Annotated in this window: 17 protein-coding genes; 15 read left to right on the forward strand and 2 right to left on the reverse strand. The window is 36.6% G+C overall.

What is annotated here, in order from left to right; translation table 11 throughout:
* Window positions 1-2 precede the first annotated feature (2 nt).
* The 4 genes from purH to D2K40_RS05995 all read left to right on the forward strand — a co-directional run bounded on the left by purH (window position 3) and on the right by D2K40_RS05995 (window position 4,989).
* On the forward strand, window positions 3-1,538 hold the full coding sequence (purH, locus tag D2K40_RS05980) for a bifunctional phosphoribosylaminoimidazolecarboxamide formyltransferase/IMP cyclohydrolase (RefSeq protein WP_117153944.1): 1,536 nt from the start codon (window positions 3-5) through the stop codon (window positions 1,536-1,538).
* Window positions 1,539-1,580: 42 nt separating this feature from the next.
* Window positions 1,581-2,834: a phosphoribosylamine--glycine ligase gene (gene purD / locus D2K40_RS05985; protein WP_117153946.1), complete on the forward strand. Its 1,254-nt coding sequence runs from the start codon at window positions 1,581-1,583 to the stop codon at window positions 2,832-2,834.
* Between the two features lie 374 nt (window positions 2,835-3,208).
* Window positions 3,209-4,483: an RNA-guided endonuclease InsQ/TnpB family protein gene (locus D2K40_RS05990; protein WP_205417561.1), complete on the forward strand. Its 1,275-nt coding sequence runs from the start codon at window positions 3,209-3,211 to the stop codon at window positions 4,481-4,483.
* Window positions 4,484-4,596: 113 nt separating this feature from the next.
* Window positions 4,597-4,989, forward strand: a complete 393-nt coding sequence (locus D2K40_RS05995; RefSeq protein WP_117153948.1) for a hypothetical protein — start codon at window positions 4,597-4,599, stop codon at window positions 4,987-4,989.
* A 97-nt stretch (window positions 4,990-5,086) separates the two neighbouring features.
* On the opposite strand, the gene D2K40_RS06000 is transcribed toward D2K40_RS05995, so the two are convergent.
* Window positions 5,087-6,349: a methyl-accepting chemotaxis protein gene (locus D2K40_RS06000; RefSeq protein ID WP_117153950.1), complete on the reverse strand. Its 1,263-nt coding sequence runs from the start codon at window positions 6,347-6,349 to the stop codon at window positions 5,087-5,089.
* A gap of 275 nt (window positions 6,350-6,624) precedes the next feature.
* On the opposite strand from D2K40_RS06000, the gene D2K40_RS06005 reads away from it, so the two are divergent.
* From D2K40_RS06005 to D2K40_RS06055, 11 genes are all read left to right on the forward strand, one after another.
* Window positions 6,625-7,683 carry a DUF3048 domain-containing protein gene (locus tag D2K40_RS06005; RefSeq protein WP_117153952.1) on the forward strand — a complete coding sequence of 353 codons (1,059 nt, stop codon included), beginning with the start codon at window positions 6,625-6,627 and terminating at the stop codon, window positions 7,681-7,683.
* A gap of 28 nt (window positions 7,684-7,711) precedes the next feature.
* Window positions 7,712-8,011 carry a YerC/YecD family TrpR-related protein gene (locus tag D2K40_RS06010; protein ID WP_117153954.1) on the forward strand — a complete coding sequence of 100 codons (300 nt, stop codon included), beginning with the start codon at window positions 7,712-7,714 and terminating at the stop codon, window positions 8,009-8,011.
* A 37-nt stretch (window positions 8,012-8,048) separates the two neighbouring features.
* On the forward strand, window positions 8,049-9,035 hold the full coding sequence (locus tag D2K40_RS06015; protein ID WP_117153956.1) for a Gfo/Idh/MocA family protein: 987 nt from the start codon (window positions 8,049-8,051) through the stop codon (window positions 9,033-9,035).
* A gap of 398 nt (window positions 9,036-9,433) precedes the next feature.
* Entirely contained in the window at window positions 9,434-10,120 is a 687-nt protein-coding gene (gene pcrB, locus D2K40_RS06020; protein WP_117153958.1) for a heptaprenylglyceryl phosphate synthase, read from the forward strand.
* Window positions 10,121-10,133: 13 nt separating this feature from the next.
* Entirely contained in the window at window positions 10,134-12,365 is a 2,232-nt protein-coding gene (gene pcrA, locus D2K40_RS06025) for a DNA helicase PcrA (RefSeq protein ID WP_117153960.1), read from the forward strand.
* 18 nt (window positions 12,366-12,383) lie between these two features.
* Window positions 12,384-14,396 carry an NAD-dependent DNA ligase LigA gene (gene ligA, locus D2K40_RS06030; RefSeq protein WP_117153962.1) on the forward strand — a complete coding sequence of 671 codons (2,013 nt, stop codon included), beginning with the start codon at window positions 12,384-12,386 and terminating at the stop codon, window positions 14,394-14,396.
* 38 nt (window positions 14,397-14,434) lie between these two features.
* Window positions 14,435-15,646, forward strand: a complete 1,212-nt coding sequence (locus D2K40_RS06035) for a CamS family sex pheromone protein (RefSeq protein WP_117153965.1) — start codon at window positions 14,435-14,437, stop codon at window positions 15,644-15,646.
* 127 nt (window positions 15,647-15,773) lie between these two features.
* Window positions 15,774-16,064: an Asp-tRNA(Asn)/Glu-tRNA(Gln) amidotransferase subunit GatC gene (gatC, locus tag D2K40_RS06040; RefSeq protein WP_117153967.1), complete on the forward strand. Its 291-nt coding sequence runs from the start codon at window positions 15,774-15,776 to the stop codon at window positions 16,062-16,064.
* 15 nt (window positions 16,065-16,079) lie between these two features.
* Entirely contained in the window at window positions 16,080-17,549 is a 1,470-nt protein-coding gene (gatA, locus tag D2K40_RS06045) for an Asp-tRNA(Asn)/Glu-tRNA(Gln) amidotransferase subunit GatA (RefSeq protein WP_117153969.1), read from the forward strand.
* Window positions 17,549-18,979, forward strand: a complete 1,431-nt coding sequence (gene gatB, locus D2K40_RS06050; RefSeq protein ID WP_117153971.1) for an Asp-tRNA(Asn)/Glu-tRNA(Gln) amidotransferase subunit GatB — start codon at window positions 17,549-17,551, stop codon at window positions 18,977-18,979. The genes gatA and gatB overlap by 1 nt, the downstream gene beginning before the upstream one ends.
* Before the next feature lie 167 nt (window positions 18,980-19,146).
* Entirely contained in the window at window positions 19,147-20,055 is a 909-nt protein-coding gene (locus tag D2K40_RS06055; protein WP_117153973.1) for a diacylglycerol kinase, read from the forward strand.
* A 244-nt stretch (window positions 20,056-20,299) separates the two neighbouring features.
* Here D2K40_RS06055 and D2K40_RS06060 read toward each other — a convergent pair whose 3' ends face one another.
* Window positions 20,300-21,586: an RNA-guided endonuclease InsQ/TnpB family protein gene (locus D2K40_RS06060; protein ID WP_117153975.1), complete on the reverse strand. Its 1,287-nt coding sequence runs from the start codon at window positions 21,584-21,586 to the stop codon at window positions 20,300-20,302.
* Window positions 21,587-21,752 lie beyond the last annotated feature (166 nt).

The raw sequence follows: 21,752 nt of genomic DNA on the forward strand, positions 1-21,752 counted from the left end.
AAATGAAAAAACGTGCGTTGTTAAGTGTTTCAGATAAAAGCAATCTAGTTGAATTTGCGCAAGGGTTAGACAAGTTAGGTTATGAGTTAATTTCGACAGGTGGTACATTAAAAGCATTACAAGAAGCAGGTTTAAAAGCCTTGCCAGTTTCAGCAATCACCAATTTTGAGGAAATCCTAGATGGGCGCGTTAAAACACTACATCCATTTATCCATGCAGGAGTGCTTGCAAGACGTGATGATCCATCACACCAAAAACAATTAGAAGAGCGTGCTATCGGAACAATTGATGTGGTAGTCGTGAACTTATATCCGTTTAAAGAAACAATTGCAAAGCCGGAAGTTACAGAAGCAGATGCGATTGAAAACATTGATATTGGTGGTCCAACGATGTTACGCGCAGCGGCAAAAAATTTCCGTGACGTAACAGTTGTGGTTGATCCAACTGATTATTTAGCTGTTATCGAGGCGTTAGAAGCTGAACAGCCAACTCATGATTTTCGTAAAAAGCTAGCAGCTAAGGTTTATCGACATACGGCAAACTATGATGCTATGATTGCTAATTATTTTATTGATATCACAGAAGAGCAAGATCCAGAAACATATACGGTTACATATGAAAAAGTTCAATCCTTACGTTATGGAGAGAATCCACATCAGAAAGCCGCTTTTTATAAGGAAGGTAATGTCAAAGGTGCATCAATTGCCAATGCAAAGCAATTACATGGTAAAGAACTTTCTTATAACAACATTCAAGATGCGAATGCAGCGCTAGAGATTGTACTAGAGTTTGACAAAGGGCCAGCAGCTGTGGCAGTGAAGCATATGAATCCTTGTGGCGTTGGAATTGGTGACACAATTGCTACTGCTTATCAAAAAGCATATGAAGGCGATCCGGTATCAATTTTTGGTGGGATTGTTGCACTTAATCGCGAAGTAGATGTAGCAACTGCAAATCAATTAAAAGAGATTTTCCTTGAGATCGTAATTGCACCTAGCTTTTCAAAAGAAGCGCTAGAGATTTTAACAGTGAAACCAAATATTCGTTTATTAGAAACACCAATGGAAAAAGATCAATCAGATAGTCAAAAGGTAGTTAGTGTGGTTGGTGGTCTGTTAGTCCAAGATCGAGACAACGGTGTGATAACTGCAGATGATATTACGGTAGCAACTGAACGAAAACCAGATCAAGCAGAATTAGATGAATTATTGTTTGCTTGGAAGGTAGTTAAGCATGTGAAGTCAAATGCGATCGTTGTAGCAAAATCAGATCAGACGCTAGGTGTGGGTGCTGGACAAATGAATCGTGTTGGAGCAGCTCAAATAGCATTTGAACAAGCTGGTGAGAAAGCAAAAGGCGCTGTAATGGCATCTGATGCATTTTTCCCAATGCCAGATACAGTTGAAGCAGCAGCTGAAGCGGGAATTAAAGCAATTATTCAGCCGGGTGGCTCAAAACGTGACCAAGATTCAATTGATGCCTGTAATAAGCATGGCATTGTCATGGTAATGACAGGTATGCGCCACTTCAAACATTAATTAATGTAAAAGAAGCATCTACCCTAACTGAGGTGATTATAAATGAAAGTATTTGTTATCGGAAGTGGTGGACGGGAGCATAGTATCGTTCAAAAGTTAAAGCAAAGTAAACAAGCGTTAGATATATTTGTTGCACCTGGAAATGGTGGGATAACAACTCAGGCGACATGTGTCGCTATTTCAGACGATGATATTGAAGGACTTGTTGCATTTGCCAAAGAGAAGCAGATTGACTGGACAATTGTCGGGCCAGAAGTGCCATTAACCGCTGGTGTAGTTGATGCTTTTCAAAAAGAGGGGTTAAGAATATTTGGACCATCTAAAGCAGCTGCTCTTATTGAAGGAAGTAAAGATTTTGCAAAAGCTTTTATGGAAAAGTATCAGATCCCTACTGCTGCTTATCGGACATTTACTGAAGTGGAAGCGGCTAAGGCGTATTTAAAAGAAAAGGGAGCACCAATTGTTGTGAAAGCTGATGGTTTAGCGGCAGGAAAGGGTGTTGTCGTTGCAACTACTCTTGAGCAAGCAATAGAAGCGGTAGAATCAATGTTGACTGCTAATCGTTTTGGAGATGCAGGGAGCCGTGTTGTAATAGAAGAGTTTCTTGATGGAAAGGAATTCTCGCTAATGGCATTTGTTAACGGTGAAAATGTTTATCCGATGCTACCTGCTAGAGATCATAAGCGTGCATATGATAATGATGAAGGACCAAATACAGGTGGGATGGGAGCTTTTGCGCCAGTGCCGGATCTTGATCAAGCAACTATCACGTATGCTGTTGAGCACATTTTAAAGCCCACAGCGAAAGGTATGATTGCAGAGGGAAGATCGTTCACAGGGATTCTCTATGGTGGATTGATAGAAACTAAAGAAGGACCTAAAGTAATAGAATTTAATGCACGGTTAGGTGATCCAGAAACGCAGGTTGTTTTACCGTTATTGGAAAATGATCTAATGCAAGTGATTGAAGACGTAACAAGTAGTAATGATCCAAAACTGACCTGGAAAAAAGGATATGCGATAGGGACGGTTGTTGCATCAAAAGGTTATCCGGGTGCTTATGCACAAGAAGTACCTTTGCCTGAATTGCACAATGATCCAGATTGTTTTGTCGTTCATGCAGGAACAAAAGTGACACCAGGTGATCAGTTTCAAGCTATTGGTGGACGTGTTTTATTGGTTGGATCTGCACAAGAAACAATGGAAAAAGCACATGAAGCAGTATATCGTTGCTTAAAACAATTGGATCAAACAGATGATTTTTTCTACCGAAGTGATATTGGCAATGTGAAGTGAAACTGCTCTCGGTGGGGCATATACTTCCCGTTATGAAGGAAAGAGTAATAAATTTTATTTTATAGATGAATGTGAATAAAATAGAACAGATGAAATAGAGGTGCAATTCGATTTTGAATTGGTGCCTCTATTTTTGTTAATAAAAATTATGTGCAATCAACTACCTAAAAGTGAATTTCTGTAAATGTAATTTTATGTATTTTATGGTAAATCCGAGAACACCCGTAACTTCAGTCATGGGATGAATCGGCTTCGTTTTTTGTTCTTTTGAAATTGAATAGATATAAAAAAAAGAAAATAAAGTAGAAATTTGACTCTTTTTCCTCCTTTTTTGATGCTAATTTGGTAAAATAAAACTAAGGAGGTGAAAACATATGTACGGAGTTCAAAAACAACAATTACGCAATTTAACGAAAAAAGAATATTTGGCTACCAAAACAATGTGTCACCTTGCTAAAAATATGGCGAATGTCGGGTTGTACAATGTCAGACAATATTTCTTCAAAGAAAAGAAATATTTGAACTACTATGAAAATAACAAAATCAGCAAATCCAATGAAAATTATAAATTATTGAATGCTGGCGTCGCACAACAAATTTTAATGAAAGTGGATGAAAATTTTAAGTCGTTTTTCGCCTTGAGAAAAATAGGCGCAAAAGCTCACATTCCAAACTATTTGCCAAAGGACAGTCATTTTGAGCTTACGTTCCCTCAAATCAAAATACAAAAAGATGGCTCATTCTTTTTGCCGATGTCGCCTGCTTTTAAGCGAGAATACGGCAAAGTTAATATCAAATTGCCATCCAATTTAGTCGATAAAAAAATAAAAGAGGTGCGTCTTTCTCCTCGTTATGACGGAAGATTTTTTAGTATCGAATACGTCTATCAAGTCGAAGAAGTAAAACCGAAATTACTAAAGAAAAATATGATGTCTATCGATCTTGGAATTGACAATTTCGCAAGTGTTTTAACGACTACTGGGGCGTCTTATTTGCTAGACGGTAAAATAATTAAATCAGTAAACCAGTGGTACAACAAGCGAAATTCTCAACTACAAGCAATCAAAGATAAACATGGCTTAAAGGTTTTATCGAGAAAACAAATGAGCTTAATCGATTATCGCAACCATTACATCAATGATTATATGAATAAAGTCGTTCATTTCTTAGTGAACAACTGCTTAAAAAACAAAATTGGACGTGTCATTGTTGGTTATAACAAAGGTTGGAAGAAAGAATCCAACATCGGGAAAGTAAATAATCAAAAGTTTACTTCTATTCCGCATGGAAAATTTGTGAAAAAGTTAAAAGCAATGTGCGAACGATTCGGAATCGCGTTCTACGAACAAGAAGAGTCTTACACAAGCAAAGCGAGTTTCTTAGACAAGGATGTCGTTCCAATTTACGGAAAAGGTGAGAAAACAAAACAAAAATTCAGCGGAAAAAGGGTAAGAAGAGGGTTATACAGAAGTGCCGACGGCACGTTTGTCAATGCTGATATCAACGGTGCTGCAAACATTTTAAAGAAAAGTGGGTTTCGCTACAACTTCAAGAAAATGTGCGAAATTGTAAAACAAAACCCAACAAAAATTCGAATTTCTGAAACAAGAACACCAAAAGCAAACACAGACCTTCGGGCGAGTGCTTAGTGGGGTAATTGGCGTCCCAAAAAAGGAGCAACGATGGAATATGGCGTTTTTTTGCTATGTAAAGTCCTTGCGTACTTTTCAGAATCTCGCGACTTCAGTCGAGAGTAGTTCAAATGGTGCAATTAACAGGCGCGTTCGTATTAATTCCTTTTATTGTTGCAATAGTATTCAAGGGGATAGGGTTCGCTGCCATTTTCTTCGTTGAGATTATTTTGATTGTGTTCTTTATAATCGTTCTGGCAGCTTTAATTTATATTTTTATTTTACGTTTCTTTGATGGTGAATGGTTAAAAGATTATTTAATTAATTATGTCCAAATCTTTCTTTCCGTAAGCATTTTAGTAGGTTATCAAATTATAGTGCGATCATTTGAATTTATTGATCTATCAATGAGTCTATTTACTCTGGTACATTATTTAATTAGCTTAATTCCTTTTGGTGTTTATATTTATATTGTTGTATTGGTAATTAGCAATTGGGTTGCGTGGAAGAAAGTGTTTGCTTAACTATATATAATAGAGCCAAAAATAATACTTAAAAAGGTTATCATTAAAATTTAAGAAAAATGATAACCTTTTTGAGTATTTGAAGATTGGATGTTATTTAAGAAAGGTGCTTAAAGTTATTTCTTAAATCTGCCACTTCTTTTTGGACTTGCTCAGTTTTGGTTAACTGGTCAGTTAATGTGGTATTAAGCGTCATAATGCTCTCAGTCGTTTCTTCAGTGTTTTTGGTTACATTTTCCATTGTTGTTGATATTTCTGAGCTTGATTGAGAAACTTCTTGTGTGTGTTTGTTCATGTTTTGAATAACTTGTATATTTGAGACAATATTTGCGGCGATATCTTCAAAACTTTCATTAATTGTTAAGATTTTTGTAGATTCTTGATTGACTGCACTAGCTCGATTCTCAGCTTGTTTTGCGATATTGTGTACTTCGTTCAATATGCTTTCTACGGTTTGTGTGATCTGCTCTGTTGCATCAACAGAACGTTCAGCAAGCTTACGAACCTCTTCAGCTACAACAGAAAAACCCTTTCCATGTTCCCCAGCCCTTGCTGATTCAATAGAAGCATTTAATGCTAGTAGGTTTGTTTGCTCAGAAATATCATTAATTAGTGTTACTACTTCGTCAATCTTTTCAACTTTATTAGTTAAGTCGACAATATCATTTTTTTCTGATGCAGAACGTTTTGCGATTTTCTCCATCATTTGAGAAGACTCATTAATTTGTGAAGCACCTTTTTCAGTTCTAACTTTCATATTCTCAAAAGAAGTATTAACATTATCTAAATCAGAAGCAATTGATTGAAACTGGTTGTTCATATTCTCAGCCACTGCTGTTGTCTCTTGAAATGAGCTTAACTGTTCTTGAGAATAAGCAGAAATCGATTCAAAATGTTGGTTAATTGCTTCAATATCATTTGTTAGAATCCCAACGTTTTCTGAAATATAGTTTGATTTCTCTTCTACGACTTGGATTTGTTCTTGTTGCTTAGATTGAAATTTTTCTATGCTGTTAAAAAGTTCATTTAGGCGACCGCCTAATATGCTAATTTCATTGTTCTTCTTAGTATTAATTCGAGTGTTTAATTCACCATTATCGAATTGCTGTATTTTTTTCTCCATCTTTTGAATCGGTTTCAATATGTAATAAGGTAATAATGCACTAATTAAGATCGTTGCAACAATAATATTCATAAAATTATTTATCCAAATTCCGACTATACCTAGATTAATGTTCGTCAGTTCAATTAAGCTTAAAATTAAATTAGAAACAGTTGTGTTAAGTAACAAAACGATTACCAATCCTATGGTGATTCGGAACTGGATCCTTTGCCAGAAAGGTAGTATCTTAGTTTGCATGTTGTTTTTCTCCCTTGTTTTTCTTGATGTAATAGAAATAATAATAAACCGAAGTGAAAATGTGAAGTATTGAATTTTTAGTATCAAAACACGCTAAAGAGGATATTCAATTTCTATGAAAAAAACTGTTATAAATGCTTGTGTGTTTACATTGTTGATAAATTAAAAAGAAGCAATGCTATCTTAGAGTAATTTTGTTATAATTTTATCTGAAACAAACGATTGTACAAACATAAGTTACATATTTTATATAATAGAAAAGGTGTGTGTTGTTAATGAAGAAGAATCTGATATTGGTCTTATTGTCTTTTCTCTTGATTGGATTAATTGCTTGTTCAAATAATACAGAAGAAACTAATTCGGAACCAGAAATGGAGCCAGACCCAGTAGAAGAGTCAGAGCCCGAATCTGAAACAGAACCTAAGCCTGAGCCTAAGTTACCAAATGTTTATCCGCTAACTGGTGAGCGAACAGATCAGGAAGTTGATAATCGAATCGTTTCTGTGATGGTTAATAATCACCCGAAAGCTAGACCACAAACAGGCTTATCACAGGCGGATATAGTTATTGAAATTTTAGCAGAGTATAATATCACCAGATTCATGGCTTTATTTCAAAGTGAACAACCTGATGTAGTTGGACCTGTTAGAAGTGCTCGTCCTTATTATTTTAATACAGCTGACAATTATGATGCGTTATATGTGTATCATGGTGCTGCTGGTTTCATTGAGGACATGCTCAAAAATGGAGCAGCTGATTATCTAAATGGTGCATACTATGATAATGATGGTCACTTATTTGAACGCGCAGACTTTCGCGTAGCGCCACATAACTCTTATTTGCAGTTTGATGCAGTGTATGAAGTTGCAGAAAAAAAAGGGTATGAAGTAACAGTTAATCATGAACCATTACCATTTTTAGAAGAAGATGATGAAATAAATGGGACAGCAGTTTCTGAAATCTCCTTCAATTATACGTCAACACCAGTACGCTATGTGTATGATGCAGCATCTGAAGTGTATTTACGTTATAATGGTGAGGAACAAACTGTTGAATTAGATACAGAAGAGGCTATTCAATTAGATAATGTCTTTCTTGTTGAAACACACCACGAAGTCATTGATGATTCAGGGAGACGAGAAGTTGACTTAGAATCTGGTGGCAATGCTTACCTCCTTCAAAAAGGCACATTACAAAAAATCCAATGGGAAAATCGAGATGGTCGAATTATTCCGGTTCGTGATGGAGAAGAAGTAGGTTTTGTACCAGGAAAAACATGGATTAACATTATTCCTGAGGACCCTGGTTTGTCAGGCGTAGAAGAGATAGAATAAACAGCAATTGAAAGGAGTAGTGCGTTCGATGCAGATCGATAAATTAAGAGGCGAACAGTTGGATCAGTTATTTGATGCTATTTTAACATTAAAGGACCGTGAAGAGTGCTACAGATTTTTTGATGATATTGCAACAATGAGTGAAATTCAATCTTTGGCACAACGTATACAAGTAGCAAAAATGTTGAAAGAAGGTCATACGTATCACGCGATAGTTGAAGAATCGAGTGCATCGACAACAACTATTTCTCGTGTGAAAAGATGCCTGACGTATGGTAATGATGGTTATCAAATGGTGTTGGAGCGATTAGAGAATGAAGAAGAGTAAGTAAATATAGAGGCTTGAGATTAGGGAGGCAATTTACATGGTACGATTCGGAATTATCGGGACGAACTGGATTACGGAAAGTTTTATTAATGCCGCAAAAGAAGTTGAAGAATTTGAATTAGCAGCAGTCTATTCACGAACTGAGGATAAAGCCAAACAGTTTGCGAGCAAATTCTCACTTGAAGTTACATACACAGATATAGACGCATTTTTTGCGAGTGATCAAATAGATGCTGTTTATATTGCAAGTCCAAATGCAATTCATGCAGAACAAGCAATTCAAGCGATGAATAATGGTAAGCATGTGATTGTAGAAAAGGCGATTGCATCAAATACCACAGAGGTAAAAGCGTTAATTGAAGCCGCTCAGGCAAATGGCGTATTATTGATGGAAGCATTAAAAACAACATTTTTGCCAAACTTTCAAGCTATTGAAGAAAATTTACATAAGGTAGGACCTATTCGTCGTTACTTTGCGAGTTATTGTCAATACTCCTCTCGTTATGACGCATATAAGGAAGGTACCGTATTAAATGCGTTTAAGCCAGAATTTTCGAATGGTTCGTTAATGGATATTGGTATTTATTGTATCTATCCAATGGTTGCTCTATTTGGTAAACCAAAACAAGTGTTAGCAAATGCGTACATGCTTGAATCTGGTGTAGATGGACAAGGCAGTGTGTTGTTTGATTATGGTCAGATGAATGGTGCTGTAATGTTTTCTAAAATCACAAATTCATACCTACCATCCGAAATTCAAGGGGAAAACGGTTCTATTCTGATGGATAATATTAGCCAGCCAACTAAAGTAGAAATTCGATACAAAGATGGAACGGTTGAGGATATTACAAGAGAACAAAAAGAAAATACAATGTATTACGAGGCAAAAGCATTTATCGATGCAATTAATGCTGGGCAAACAGAGTCTACAGTTAATACGTTTGAACGAACGTTAGTAACAGCCTCTATCCTAGAAGAAGCCAGACAACAAATTGGTCTTGTTTTTCCAGCAGACCAAGCATAATAAGTAGCTAGTCCATTCGGGCTAGCTTTTCTAATGGAGTTAATGAGACTACCCTTAGAAACGCTTTTTTTCTAAAGGATTGTTGCTTAATTTATCGAACACCGCGATAATTCGACTTTCGCTGAATTATTTTTGATTTCGCCGAATAAATTGCAATATCGCCGAATTATCGGTATTTTCGCCGAATAAATGCTCAATATCGCCGAATTATCGCTAATGTCACCAGATTTATTTATTACGCATTTCATATCAAGTCCGAATATTTAAAGCAACGATATTTACGCAAAGAGCCTTTAGAAAAGTCTAGTTCATTTTAAATTCTCTAGATATAGTACTGAATTTTGTCGGATTTTTGGTATAATGAAATAATGGATAACTAGTGAGTGGGGGCTAGCGTTTTGTATAATAGAAAAGAATGGAAACATATATTTAAATTAGATCCAAACAAGGAAATTTCAGATGAACAACTAACAAAAATCTGTGAATCAGGAACAGATGCAGTAATCGTCGGTGGAACAGATGGCGTTACATTAGATGGTGTTTTACATTTATTAAGTCGAATTCGTATGTATACAGTGCCTTGTATTTTAGAAGTTTCAACAATGGATGCTGTTACACCAGGTTTTGACTTTTATTATATTCCAATGGTGTTAAATAGCCAGGAGAAAAAATGGATGATGGACATCCAACATCAAGCAGTTAAAGACTTTGGACACATGCTTGATTGGAATGAACTTGTTGCACAAGGCTATTGTATCTTGAACCCCAATGCAAAAGCGTATCAACTTGCTAACTGCAGCTTACCAACTGAAGAGGATGTTGTAGCTTATGCGCAAATGGCGGAGCATATGTTTCATTTACCAATTTTTTATTTAGAATATAGTGGGACGTATGGTGATTCACAACTCGTAAAACGTGTGAGTCGAGAATTAGAGCAAACACAACTTTTTTATGGTGGTGGCATTACAAATAAAGAGCAGGCAAAAGAGATGGCTGCATATGCAGATGTTATCGTTGTTGGTAACAGTATTTATGATAACTTTGACCAAGCTATAGAAACAGTACAAGCAGTAAAAGAAGGATAAGGGTGGTGGAATAATGGGTCAAAAAATGGAAAAATTGTTAAATGAGTTAAATGCACGCCAGCAAGAAGCGGTACGACATACGGACGGTCCGTTATTAATTATGGCAGGGGCTGGAAGTGGGAAAACACGTGTCTTGACCCACCGAATTGCCTACTTATTAGATGAAAAAGAAATCTCACCAAGAAGTGTATTAGCGATAACATTTACTAATAAAGCGGCTCGCGAAATGAAAGACCGTGTAGCGCGACTTGTTGGACCTGAAGCAGATCAGATTTGGGTATCGACCTTTCACTCTATGTGTGTTCGGATTTTAAGAAGAGATATTGATCGAATCGGTTATAATCGTAACTTTTCAATTTTAGATAGTGGTGATCAATTAACGGTTATCAAAAACGTGCTAAAAGCAAACAATATTGACCCGAAAAAGTTTGAACCAAGAGCAATGTTGGGAGCAATTAGTTCAGCCAAAAATAGCTTAATAGAGCCGGAACAATATGAAAAAGAAGCTGGCAATTTCTATGAACAACAGATTGCCACAGTATATAAAGCGTATCAAAAAACACTTGTGAAAAATCAGTCGCTTGATTTTGATGATCTCATTATGCAAACAATTCAACTCTTTAAACGTGTGCCAGAAGTATTGGAATATTACCAACGCAGGTTTCAATATATTCACGTGGATGAGTACCAAGATACGAACCATGCACAATACTATTTAGTGAAACAATTGGCTGTACGATACCAGAATCTATGTGTTGTTGGGGACTCTGATCAATCTATTTATGGTTGGCGTGGTGCTGATATTCAAAATATATTGTCTTTTGAAAAAGATTACCCGAGTGCCCGCGTTGTTATGCTGGAACAAAATTACCGTTCTACACAATCGATATTACAGGCTGCAAATGAAGTGATTAAAAAGAATACAGGACGTAAAGACAAGAAACTATGGACGGAGAATACTTCTGGATCAAAACTTTACTACTACCAAGCACAAACAGAGCAATATGAAGGGTTGTATGTAGCGGATAAAGTAGAATCCTATGTCCAATCACAAGACTACAATTATCGAGATATTGCCATACTATATCGGACGAATGCACAGTCAAGATCAATTGAGGAAACTTTTGTGAAAGCAAATATTCCTTATCAAATTGTTGGTGGTACAAAGTTCTATGATCGAAAAGAAATTAAAGACATGCTTGCATATTTACGTTTAATTTCAAATCCAGATGATGACCTTAGTTTTGCTCGTGTTGTCAATGAGCCAAAACGAGGCGTCGGAAAAACATCACTAGAAAAATTACAAGCTTATGCTGCGGACCATGGCATTTCATTATACACAGCTGTCCAAGAGGTTGATTTTGCTGGTGTTAGTGGAAAAGCTGCCAAAGAACTAGCGGCTTTTGGTGCAATGATTAAAAATTGGACACAGCAGCAAGAGTTTTTAACAGCAACTGATATGGTTGAAGAAGTACTCAAGCGGACAGGCTATGAAGAAATGCTTCTAAATGAACGTAGTATTGAAGCACAAAGTCGATTAGAAAACTTAGAAGAATTTAAAACAGTAACACAACACTTTGAAGCAAATAGTGAGGACAAAACATTGTTAGCATTCCTCACTGATTTAGCGTTAATCGCTGACATTGATCGTGTTGATGATGATCCTTTTGCTGACAATAAAGTCACTTTAATGACACTACATGCAGCTAAAGGGTTAGAATTTCCAGTTGTATTTTTAGTAGGATTAGAAGAAAGTATATTTCCACACAATCGATCTCTTATGGATGAAGAAGAAATGGAAGAAGAACGCCGCTTAGCATATGTCGGAATTACCCGAGCTGAACAGGTCCTTCATTTATCTCATGCGAAGATGCGTACACTATATGGCAAAACTAATTTTAATCCAGTTAGTCGATTTATCAATGAAATACCAGATGAGCTTCTAGAAGGTATGGAAGAAGCTAAAGAGCAAATGTTTGGAAAGTCGAAAATAGAAAAACAAAAACCAAATCCATTTGCAGCACCTCCTAAGCAAGCTGTTAAAAAAGCTGCACAAAAAACAACAACTGGTGGAGAAAAACTTGGCTGGCAAGTTGGTGACAAAGCAAATCATAAAAAATGGGGCCAAGGTACTGTTGTTAGAGCATCAGGAGAAGGCGAATCAATGGAATTGGATATTGCATTCCCTGCTCCAGTAGGTATTAAACGATTGTTAGCAAAATTCGCTCCGATTACCAAAGAATAAATTGAGGTGGATGTAAGAATGGATAAGACAAAAGCAACAAAAGAAATAGAAGCATTACGTCGAACCTTAACACAATATAATTATGAATATCACGTATTGGATAATCCTAGTGTGCCAGACGCGGAATATGATCGACAAATGCAACAGTTACGTGAATTAGAGGAACAATTCCCTGAACTTGTCACAGCCGATTCACCTACGCATCGTGTTGGTGGAAAACCGCTAGAAGGCTTTCAGAAGGTACAACATAATGTGCCAATGCTTAGCTTAGCTAATGCATTTAATGAAGCTGATTTAAAGGACTTTGACCGTCGTGTTCGTGAAGGGCTGGGTGTTAATGAGGTAACTTATGTTTGTGAACTAAAGATTGACGGTTTAGCCGTTTCGCTTCGGTACCAAGACGGTATTTTTACGCAAGGTGCAACGCGAGGGGACGGGACAACTGGGGAAGATATTACAAGTAATTTGAAAACCATTCGAAGTATTCCGTTAAAAATAGACGAAAAGAACACAATTGAAGTTCGTGGGGAAGCATTTATGCCACAAAAGTCATTTCTAGCTTTGAATGATGCAAAAGAGGAAAATGGTGAAGAACCGTTTGCCAATCCACGTAATGCTGCTGCGGGATCTTTAAGACAACTAGATCCTAAGATTGCTGCTAAACGTAACCTTGATATTTTCCTTTATGCAGTTGGACAATGGGAAGCCGGTACATTAACTGCCCATAGTGAGAGACTAGAATATTTAGCAACATTAGGCCTTAAAACGAATCCGGAATGGCACAAATGTAATACAATTGAAGAAGTTATTTCATATGTTGAAAGTTGGGTTGAAAAAAGAATTGACTTATCTTATGACATTGATGGAATAGTAATCAAGGTTGATGATTTAGCTTACCAAGAAAGACTAGGTAGTACAGCAAAAAGTCCACGTTGGGCGATTGCATATAAATTCCCAGCAGAAGAAGTAGTCACAAAGTTGTATGGGATTGAATTAAGTGTGGGAAGAACAGGTGTTGTCACGCCAACAGCACAGCTAGAACCCGTTAAAGTTGCTGGAACCACCGTACAACGTGCATCACTACACAATGAAGATTTTATTCATGACAAGGATATCCGCATCAATGATACAGTTGTGATAAAAAAAGCTGGCGATATTATTCCAGAAGTTGTCCGTGTATTAACGGATCAACGAACTGGAGGTGAAGAAAGGTACACCATGCCAACACATTGCCCAGCTTGTAATAGTGAATTAGTTCGACTTGAAGAGGAAGTTGCACTACGTTGTATTAATCCAGCGTGTCCTGCCCAAGTAAAGGAAGGTTTAACGCATTTTGTTTCACGTAATGCAATGAATATTGATGGTTTAGGTGAAAAAGTAATTGAGCAACTTTTTGATGCAAAACTCATTTGTACCATTTCAGATATTTATCAGTTAAAGCGAGAGGAATTACTGGAATTAGAACGAATGGGTGAAAAATCAGTTGAGAACCTGTTACACGCAATCGAGATATCTAAAGATAATTCGTTAGAACGGCTGCTATTCGGTCTAGGAATTCGTTTTGTTGGAGCAAAAGCAGCAAAAACTTTATCAGTTCATTTTGAAAATATGGATAATTTAATGAAAGCTTCATTTGATGAACTTATAGCTGTTAATGAAATTGGTGAAAAGATGGCAGATTCAATTGTGCGTTTTTTCGCTGAAGAACATGTTCAAGAATTAATTGATACATTACACGGATTAGATGTAAATATGAGCTATTTAGGTCCGAAGCGGGTAACACAGCCGGAGGATTCTCCCTTCGTTGGTAAAACAATTGTGTTAACAGGAAAAATGGATCAATTAACACGTCCGGAGGCAAAAGAAAGAATTGAAGCAATTGGTGGTAACGTAACAGGAAGTGTTAGTAAAAAAACGGACCTATTAATTGCCGGTGAAGATGCAGGTTCCAAGTTGGATAAAGCAACAAAATTAGGTGTGGAAGTTTGGGATGAGCAACAATTAATTGATGCACTTGAAAATAGAGAATAGTGCTTTATGGTACAAAAAAGGGAGAGGAGGAATGCAAGATGAATAAGAATATTATACCTTTCTTACTAATACTGCTTCTTATTTTGACAAGTTGTGCTCCTTCATTTGAAAATCAAGATGAAGTAGTAGAAGATAGTACATCTGAAGAAACAGGGACAGAAACTGCGATCATTCCAAGGTATAGTGTATCAGACCAAGATTATCAAGTTTTGCTTCCTTATAAATTAAGTCAATCAAGAGGTGTTATTGTAAATCAGGTGGCCAATCGTTTAGATATTGGTGCGTTTGAAGAAGGTTTAAGAAGGCACTCTACTGATGTATTTAATCCAGATGATTATTATTTTCAAGAAGGCCAAAAGATTACATCAGACATCGTTTATGAATGGTTGGAACGCTACTCTGAAGATGACGAAGGAAGAAGTAACCCATTAGGACTGAACCCTGAAATTGAGGGAATTGACGATGATGAATTTAAGGAATTAAACGATGATGAAAAGAAAATAGCAGAGAAAAGAGCAATTGAAGCTGAACGTAATAACCCGAAGTATCTATCCCATATCTTAGAGCAAGATTACTTGATAAAGTCAGATGACAATTCTGTTCAACTAGCAGGTATATCAATTGGAATTGCGATGAAATCACATTATCGTTTTGTATCACCGAAGGGTCTGACTTATTATGAAGATATTGATATAGATACGATGTTATCAGAAGCCAATCGTGTAGCCAAAGAAGTTGTGAATCGCTTACGTGCCAGGGAAGAATTAGCAGAAGTTCCGATTATGATTGCTGTTTATCGAGAAGCGGCACGAAATGATTTAGTACCAGGGAATTTCGTAAGAAAAGCAACTGTTGAGGGTGGAAGCACTTCAATAGGTGAATGGCAAGCAATTGACGAAGAGTATGTCCTATTCCCATCCAATGAAGCAGAGGATAAAGATCCTGATATGGCTGCTAATTTAGACGATTTCAAAAAGGATATTGCAGATTACTTCCCAAATTATGTTGGGGTAATTGGAAAAGGGTTTTATATAGATGATCAATTACAAAAGTTAACATTGGAAATTCCAGTTCAATTCAGCGGTAAAGCAGAGGTGAACGGATTTACACAATACGTATATGGATTGGTTATGGAAGGATTTCAAAATCATTTTGATCTAGAAATTAACATTACTTCAAGTGATAAGCAAGAGAGCTTGATTTTTCGTAAAGCAAGCAATGATGAACCTACCGTCCATATTTATAATTAATTATTACGTTCATTATATGAATATAGCAACTATTTAATGTTCCAATAGTTGCTAATCTAGTCCTTTTTTTGCTATTATCATAAGTATTGTTAATCTACGTAGAAAAGAGAAAGTGGAGGTGAAAGTAATGTCAGAAATTTCAAAAGATCAAGTAAAACACGTAGCACATTTAGCGCGTTTAGCAATTTCAGAAGAAGAAGTCGAAAAAATGACAAAACAACTTGGGGACATTATTAGTTATGCAGAATTATTAAATGATTTGGATACAGATAATGTTGAGCCGACAACCCATGTATTAGATCTGAAAAATGTTATGCGTAAAGATGAACCAAGAAAATGGATTGAGAAAGAGGATGCACTCAAGAATGCACCAGATCACAAAAATGGTCAATTCCGCGTCCCTTCTATACTAGAATAAGGAGGTTTAAGGCTTATGTCATTGTTTGATTATACATTAAAAGAGATACAAGATAAGCTACATAACAAAGAAATTACTGTCAGTGATCTAGTTGCAGCATCCTATGAACGGATCCATGCTGTGGATGATCAAGTAAAAGCATTTATTACGTTAAATGAAGAAGCAGCACGTGCCAAAGCTAGTGAACTAGATAAGCAGGTAGATGGAGCTTCAAACCCATTGTTCGGTATACCTCTTGGTGTGAAGGATAATATGGTAACAAAAGGCTTACGTACGACGTGTGCGAGTCAGATTTTAGATAACTTTAATGATCCGCTATATAATGCAACTGTCGTTGATAAATTAGAAGAAGAAAATACAGTTACAATTGGTAAGTTGAATATGGATGAATTTGCAATGGGTTCATCAAATGAAAACTCTAGCTACGCAGCAACTCGTAATCCTTGGAATACCGATTATGTACCAGGTGGTTCTAGTGGTGGTTCTGCAGCAGCAGTTGCAGCTCGTGAAGTGTTCTTTTCACTAGGCTCTGATACTGGTGGGTCAATTCGTCAACCGGCAGCATTCTGTGGTGTTGTAGGATTGAAACCAACATATGGCCTTGTATCAAGATTTGGATTAGTTGCATTTGCTTCTTCTCTTGATCAAATTGGACCGATTACAAAATCAGTAGAAGATAATGCGCATTTATTACAGGCAATTGCTGGACACGATCCGATGGACTCCACGTCTGCAAATATTGAAGTTCCAGATTATAGTGCAGCTCTTAAACAAGACGTAAAAGGTTTAAGAATCGCTGTACCTAAAGAGTATTTGCAAGAAGGTGTCGCACCAGAAGTAAAAGAAGCAGTTTTACAAGCACTAAAAGTATATGAAGACTTAGGTGCAACTTGGGAAGAGGTTTCATTACCACACTCACAATATGCAGTAGCAGCTTATTATTTACTATCTTCATCAGAAGCTTCAGCAAACCTTGCTCGCTTTGATGGTGTACGATACGGTGTTCGGTCTGAAAATGCAACGAACATGTTAGATATGTTTAAGCTTTCTCGTAGTGAAGGATTTGGTGATGAAGTAAAACGTCGTATCATGCTTGGAACATTTGCATTAAGTTCGGGTTACTATGATGCTTATTATAAAAAAGCACAAAAAGTTCGTACATTAATTAAGAATGATTTTGAAAAAGTTTTTGAAGACTATGACGTGATTGTTGGACCAACAACACCAACCCCTGCATTTAAAGTAGGAGAAAAAGTTGATGATCCATTAACAATGTATGCAAATGATATTTTAACAATTCCAGTAAACTTAGCTGGTGTTCCGGGAATGTCACTTCCTTGTGGTTTCTCAAGTGATGGTTTACCAATTGGTCTACAAATTATCGGTAAACACTTTGATGAAAGTACAATATATCGCACAGCATATGCTTTTGAACAAGCTACAGATCACCATAAAAAAACCCCTGAATTGGGAGGTGCGAAATAATGAATTTTGAAACAGTTATTGGTCTTGAAGTCCATGTTGAGCTAAAAACAGATTCAAAGATTTTCAGCCCAAGCTTTAACCATTTTGGAGCTGAAGCAAATGAAAACATCAATCCGATTGATTTAGGGTATCCAGGTGTATTGCCGGTACTAAATCAAGAAGCGGTTAATTATGCAATGAAAGCATCAATGGCAATTAATTGTGATATTGCTACGAATACTAAATTCGATCGTAAAAACTACTTTTATCCAGATAATCCTAAGGCTTATCAAATCTCACAATTTGATAAACCAATTGGTGAGAATGGTTGGATTGAAATTGAAGTTGAAGGAAAGAAAAAGCGTATTGGTATTACGCGCCTGCACTTAGAAGAAGATGCAGGTAAATTAACACATAGTGGTGATGGCTACTCACTTGTCGATTACAATAGACAAGGAACACCATTGGTGGAGATTGTATCTGAACCAGATCTTCGCTCACCAGCTGAAGCTTATGCGTATCTTGAAAAGTTGAAAAACATAATCCAATTTACAGGTGTATCTGATTGTAAGATGGAAGAAGGATCATTACGTTGTGATGCCAACATCTCGATTCGTCCAATTGGACAAGAAGAATTTGGTGTTAAAACGGAATTGAAAAACTTGAATTCATTCTCTTTTGTTCAAAAAGGGCTAGAGTTTGAAGAAAAACGCCAACAAGAGGTATTACTAGCTGGCGGTGAAATCCTACAAGAAACACGTCGATATGATGAACAAACAAAAGAGACTATTCTAATGCGTGTTAAGGAAGGTTCAGATGATTATCGTTACTTCCCGGAACCTGATCTTGTACCTTTATATATAGATGATGCTTGGAAGGAAAGAATTCGTGCTGAAATACCAGAATTACCAGATGCACGGAAATTACGTTACATTAATGAATTAGAATTACCTGCTTATGATGCGAGTGTTTTAACTAGCACAAAAGAGATGTCTGACTTTTTTGAGTCAACAATTGCAGCAGGAGCTGATGTGAAACAAGCTTCAAACTGGTTAATGGGTGAAGTTTCTGCTTATATGAATAAACAACAAAAAGAACTTCATGATCTTGCCTTAACACCAGAAGGATTAGCAAAAATGATTAAGCTAATAGAAGATGGAACGATTTCATCTAAGATTGCGAAAAAAGTTTTTGCAGAGCTTGTTGAAAAAGGTGGAGATCCTGAAAAAATCGTAAAAGATAAGGGACTTGTTCAAATCTCTGATGAAGGTCAATTAACTGAAATTATTTCAGCCCTTCTTGATAAGAATGAACAATCTATTATTGACTATAAGAATGGGAAAGACAAAGCACTTGGTTTCTTAGTAGGACAAGTGATGAAGGAAACAAAAGGCCAAGCAAACCCACCTATGGTAAACAAAATTATTTTAGCAGAAATCGAAAAAAGATAACTATTTGTAGAAGGCTACTAGCATGAACAGTGTGTAGCCTTCTCTTATTGCTTAAATGATATGATTTTGTAAAAGACATATTTTAATTAATGATATAATACCTTTTAATTAAGTAAAAAAAGATGTATCATATTTGATAAATATGGAAGAATTAAAGGGGGTTCATGATGCAACGTGCCCGTATTATTTATAATCCAACTTCTGGACGAGAAGGCTTTAAAAAGGAATTACCTGACGTACTAGAACGTTTTGAACAGGCAGGATATGAAACATCTGTACATGCAACTACAGGAGTAGGAGATGCGACAGATGCTGCACGTATAGCTGTTGAGAGGAAATTTGATATTATTGTTGTGGCAGGTGGAGATGGTACGATTAATGAAGTTATTAATGGAATGGCAGAACAGGAGCACCGACCAAAGTTGGGGATAATTCCTGTTGGAACTACAAATGATTTTTGTAGAGCCCTCTGTATCCCGAGAAATATTCAAAAAGCAGTGGATGTCATCTTAGAAAATCGTTTGCTAGCTTTAGATATTGGTCGTGTGAATGAGCACTATTTCATGAATATAGCTGGTGGTGGAAAACTAACCGAATTGTCCTATGAAGTACCTAGTAAATTAAAAACGATGTTAGGCCAACTAGCATATTATTTAAAAGGTGTTGAGATGTTGCCATCATTACGCCCGATTAAAGTGCAAATTGAATATGATGGTAAGCTGTTTGAAGATGAGATTATGCTATTTCTTGTGGCAAATACGAATTCAGTTGGTGGATTTGAAAAGTTAGCCCCATCTGCTGAAATGAATGATGGTCTGTTTGACTTATTAATCTTACGAAAAACAAATTTAGCAGAATTCGTTCGGATTGCTTCCTTAGCATTACGAGGTGCTCATTTAGAAGATGATCGAATCTTTTATACCCGTGCTAACCGAATCAAAGTAAAAACAGAAGAAAAGATGCAATTAAATATTGACGGAGAATTTGGTGGCTTATTGCCAGGAGAATTTGTAAACTTGCATCAACATATTAAATACTTTGTTCCAGAATCTTTTCTAAAGAAAGAAGAAAGCTAAGTGTAGCTAAGTCTTCTTTCTTTTTTTATTTTGTGTTTCGACATAAATAGCATATTTCCCGGGAAATGTAATGTTAAGTCGACATCTTAATGTTGTACATTTGTCAACAACCCATGACTGAAGTCACGGGCTTGTAAGGTATTACAACCTTTAGAAATTACAGCGGACAACAAGACCAGCGTCTTGCCCTTTAAACCATGCCAGAGGTACTGTTTAGGCTCCAAGCAACCCGTTTTTTTATCATTTAAGCCACAACTATTTGTGGCAGAATTTCATCTTTCGTAAAGTATTTCCCATATTGCTTAAGGTTGAACGCAGCGTTAATATCTCGGTCAAGATGTGCGCCACAAGAAGGGCAATCCCATTCACGAACAGCTACATTGCCTTTTAGTACAGTATTCTTATGACTGCAAGTCGAACATAATTGTGTAGACGCAAAATTTTTCGGTGCTTTAACGTAGTATTTTCCTTGCTGTTCCAGTTTATATTTTATATACAAGCGGAAGGTACCAAACCCATTATCTTGCTGATTTTTGGCATAATGCTTGTTTTGTCCAATCGCGCGAAGGTCTATGTTTTCTACTACAATCATGTCATATTGATTCGCAAGAGCATAGGATTTCTTGTGAAGCCAATCTTTTCGTTGGTTTACAACTTTGTTCTGTAGTCTTGAAACAAGTAGTCGCTGTTTTTCCCAACGATTAGAGCCCTTCACTCTGCCTGACAATATGCGTTGTTCTTTGGCTAGACGTTCTTTCATTTTTCGATAATAGTGCGGATAATTGGCTTTCTTACCCTCGCTATCTACGAAAAAATGAGATTGCGAATAATCTAGTCCCAAAATGCGATTTGGTATACCAATGCTTGGAATTTCCTTTGGAAATTCAACACAAATAGACACATCAAATTGTCCTTTCGTGTTTATCGTAACCGTTACATTTTTAATTTTACTACCATGTGGCAATGGTCTATGTGTATGTAACTTCAACCCAACGACTTTCACAGAAGATTTTTGCGCTGATGGAAGATATAATATGTCATCTTCGATGTAGATATTTCCGTTTTGGTTAAATGTCGTGTAGCTAGATTTGCTACCTTTACGAGAATGGAATTTGGGCATTCCTTTTAAATCACGAAATGTCGGTTCTATCCCTAGTGTCTTCTGACGTTTCAAGGCAGCTTTCTTGTATTGTTTCTTATAGGCAATTTTATTAAAGGCTGTAACTGCCTTGTTGAAGTGTTGCTTTGCTTCGTTAGAAGCAAAGGCGTCCACAAGATACAAGTAGGCTACATGATCGTCACTTACGGCTTGTTTTTTAAATGCAGAGACAGTCGGCATGCCCATCTTCTTTAAAGAAGGTAGTTTGTCACCAATTTGATAATCGTTCTTTTCCAAGTAGTCATATAGATAGGCAACGTGAAGGTTATACATCTTTCTATCTGCACCAAAACACTGTCGTAAATACGTTTCTACTTCATCAGAAATAGGGATAGCACGATACACATAGCCACGGTTTACTAATTCAAGCATTGGTTTCACCTCCAATCATTTTTCTTTTTGGTTTTGGATATAATTACTTTTGATACGGCTATCACCTTATGTTCATTATATCACATGCATATAGAAAAACGTTGATTTATGAATTGATTTAGTCCGATAGAACATGTCGGACAATTGAGTTAGCAGAAGCTAACCC

Source organism: Paraliobacillus quinghaiensis (assembly GCF_003426025.1).
Classification (GTDB): Bacteria; Bacillota; Bacilli; order Bacillales; family Amphibacillaceae; genus Paraliobacillus_A; species Paraliobacillus_A quinghaiensis.

Excerpts from the sequence above, each read along its gene's own strand:
- purH (WP_117153944.1), top strand. The coding sequence starts at position 3 with ATGAAAAAACGTGCGTTGTTAAGTGTTTCAGATAAAAGCAATCTAGTT.
- purD (WP_117153946.1), top strand. The coding sequence starts at position 1,581 with ATGAAAGTATTTGTTATCGGAAGTGGTGGACGGGAGCATAGTATCGTT.
- D2K40_RS05990 (WP_205417561.1), top strand. The coding sequence starts at position 3,209 with ATGTACGGAGTTCAAAAACAACAATTACGCAATTTAACGAAAAAAGAA.
- D2K40_RS05995 (WP_117153948.1), top strand. The coding sequence starts at position 4,597 with ATGGTGCAATTAACAGGCGCGTTCGTATTAATTCCTTTTATTGTTGCA.
- D2K40_RS06000 (WP_117153950.1), bottom strand. The coding sequence starts at position 6,349 with ATGCAAACTAAGATACTACCTTTCTGGCAAAGGATCCAGTTCCGAATC.
- D2K40_RS06005 (WP_117153952.1), top strand. The coding sequence starts at position 6,625 with ATGAAGAAGAATCTGATATTGGTCTTATTGTCTTTTCTCTTGATTGGA.
- D2K40_RS06010 (WP_117153954.1), top strand. The coding sequence starts at position 7,712 with ATGCAGATCGATAAATTAAGAGGCGAACAGTTGGATCAGTTATTTGAT.
- D2K40_RS06015 (WP_117153956.1), top strand. The coding sequence starts at position 8,049 with ATGGTACGATTCGGAATTATCGGGACGAACTGGATTACGGAAAGTTTT.
- pcrA (WP_117153960.1), top strand. The coding sequence starts at position 10,134 with ATGGGTCAAAAAATGGAAAAATTGTTAAATGAGTTAAATGCACGCCAG.
- ligA (WP_117153962.1), top strand. The coding sequence starts at position 12,384 with ATGGATAAGACAAAAGCAACAAAAGAAATAGAAGCATTACGTCGAACC.
- D2K40_RS06035 (WP_117153965.1), top strand. The coding sequence starts at position 14,435 with ATGAATAAGAATATTATACCTTTCTTACTAATACTGCTTCTTATTTTG.
- gatC (WP_117153967.1), top strand. The coding sequence starts at position 15,774 with ATGTCAGAAATTTCAAAAGATCAAGTAAAACACGTAGCACATTTAGCG.
- gatA (WP_117153969.1), top strand. The coding sequence starts at position 16,080 with ATGTCATTGTTTGATTATACATTAAAAGAGATACAAGATAAGCTACAT.
- gatB (WP_117153971.1), top strand. The coding sequence starts at position 17,549 with ATGAATTTTGAAACAGTTATTGGTCTTGAAGTCCATGTTGAGCTAAAA.
- D2K40_RS06055 (WP_117153973.1), top strand. The coding sequence starts at position 19,147 with ATGCAACGTGCCCGTATTATTTATAATCCAACTTCTGGACGAGAAGGC.
- D2K40_RS06060 (WP_117153975.1), bottom strand. The coding sequence starts at position 21,586 with ATGCTTGAATTAGTAAACCGTGGCTATGTGTATCGTGCTATCCCTATT.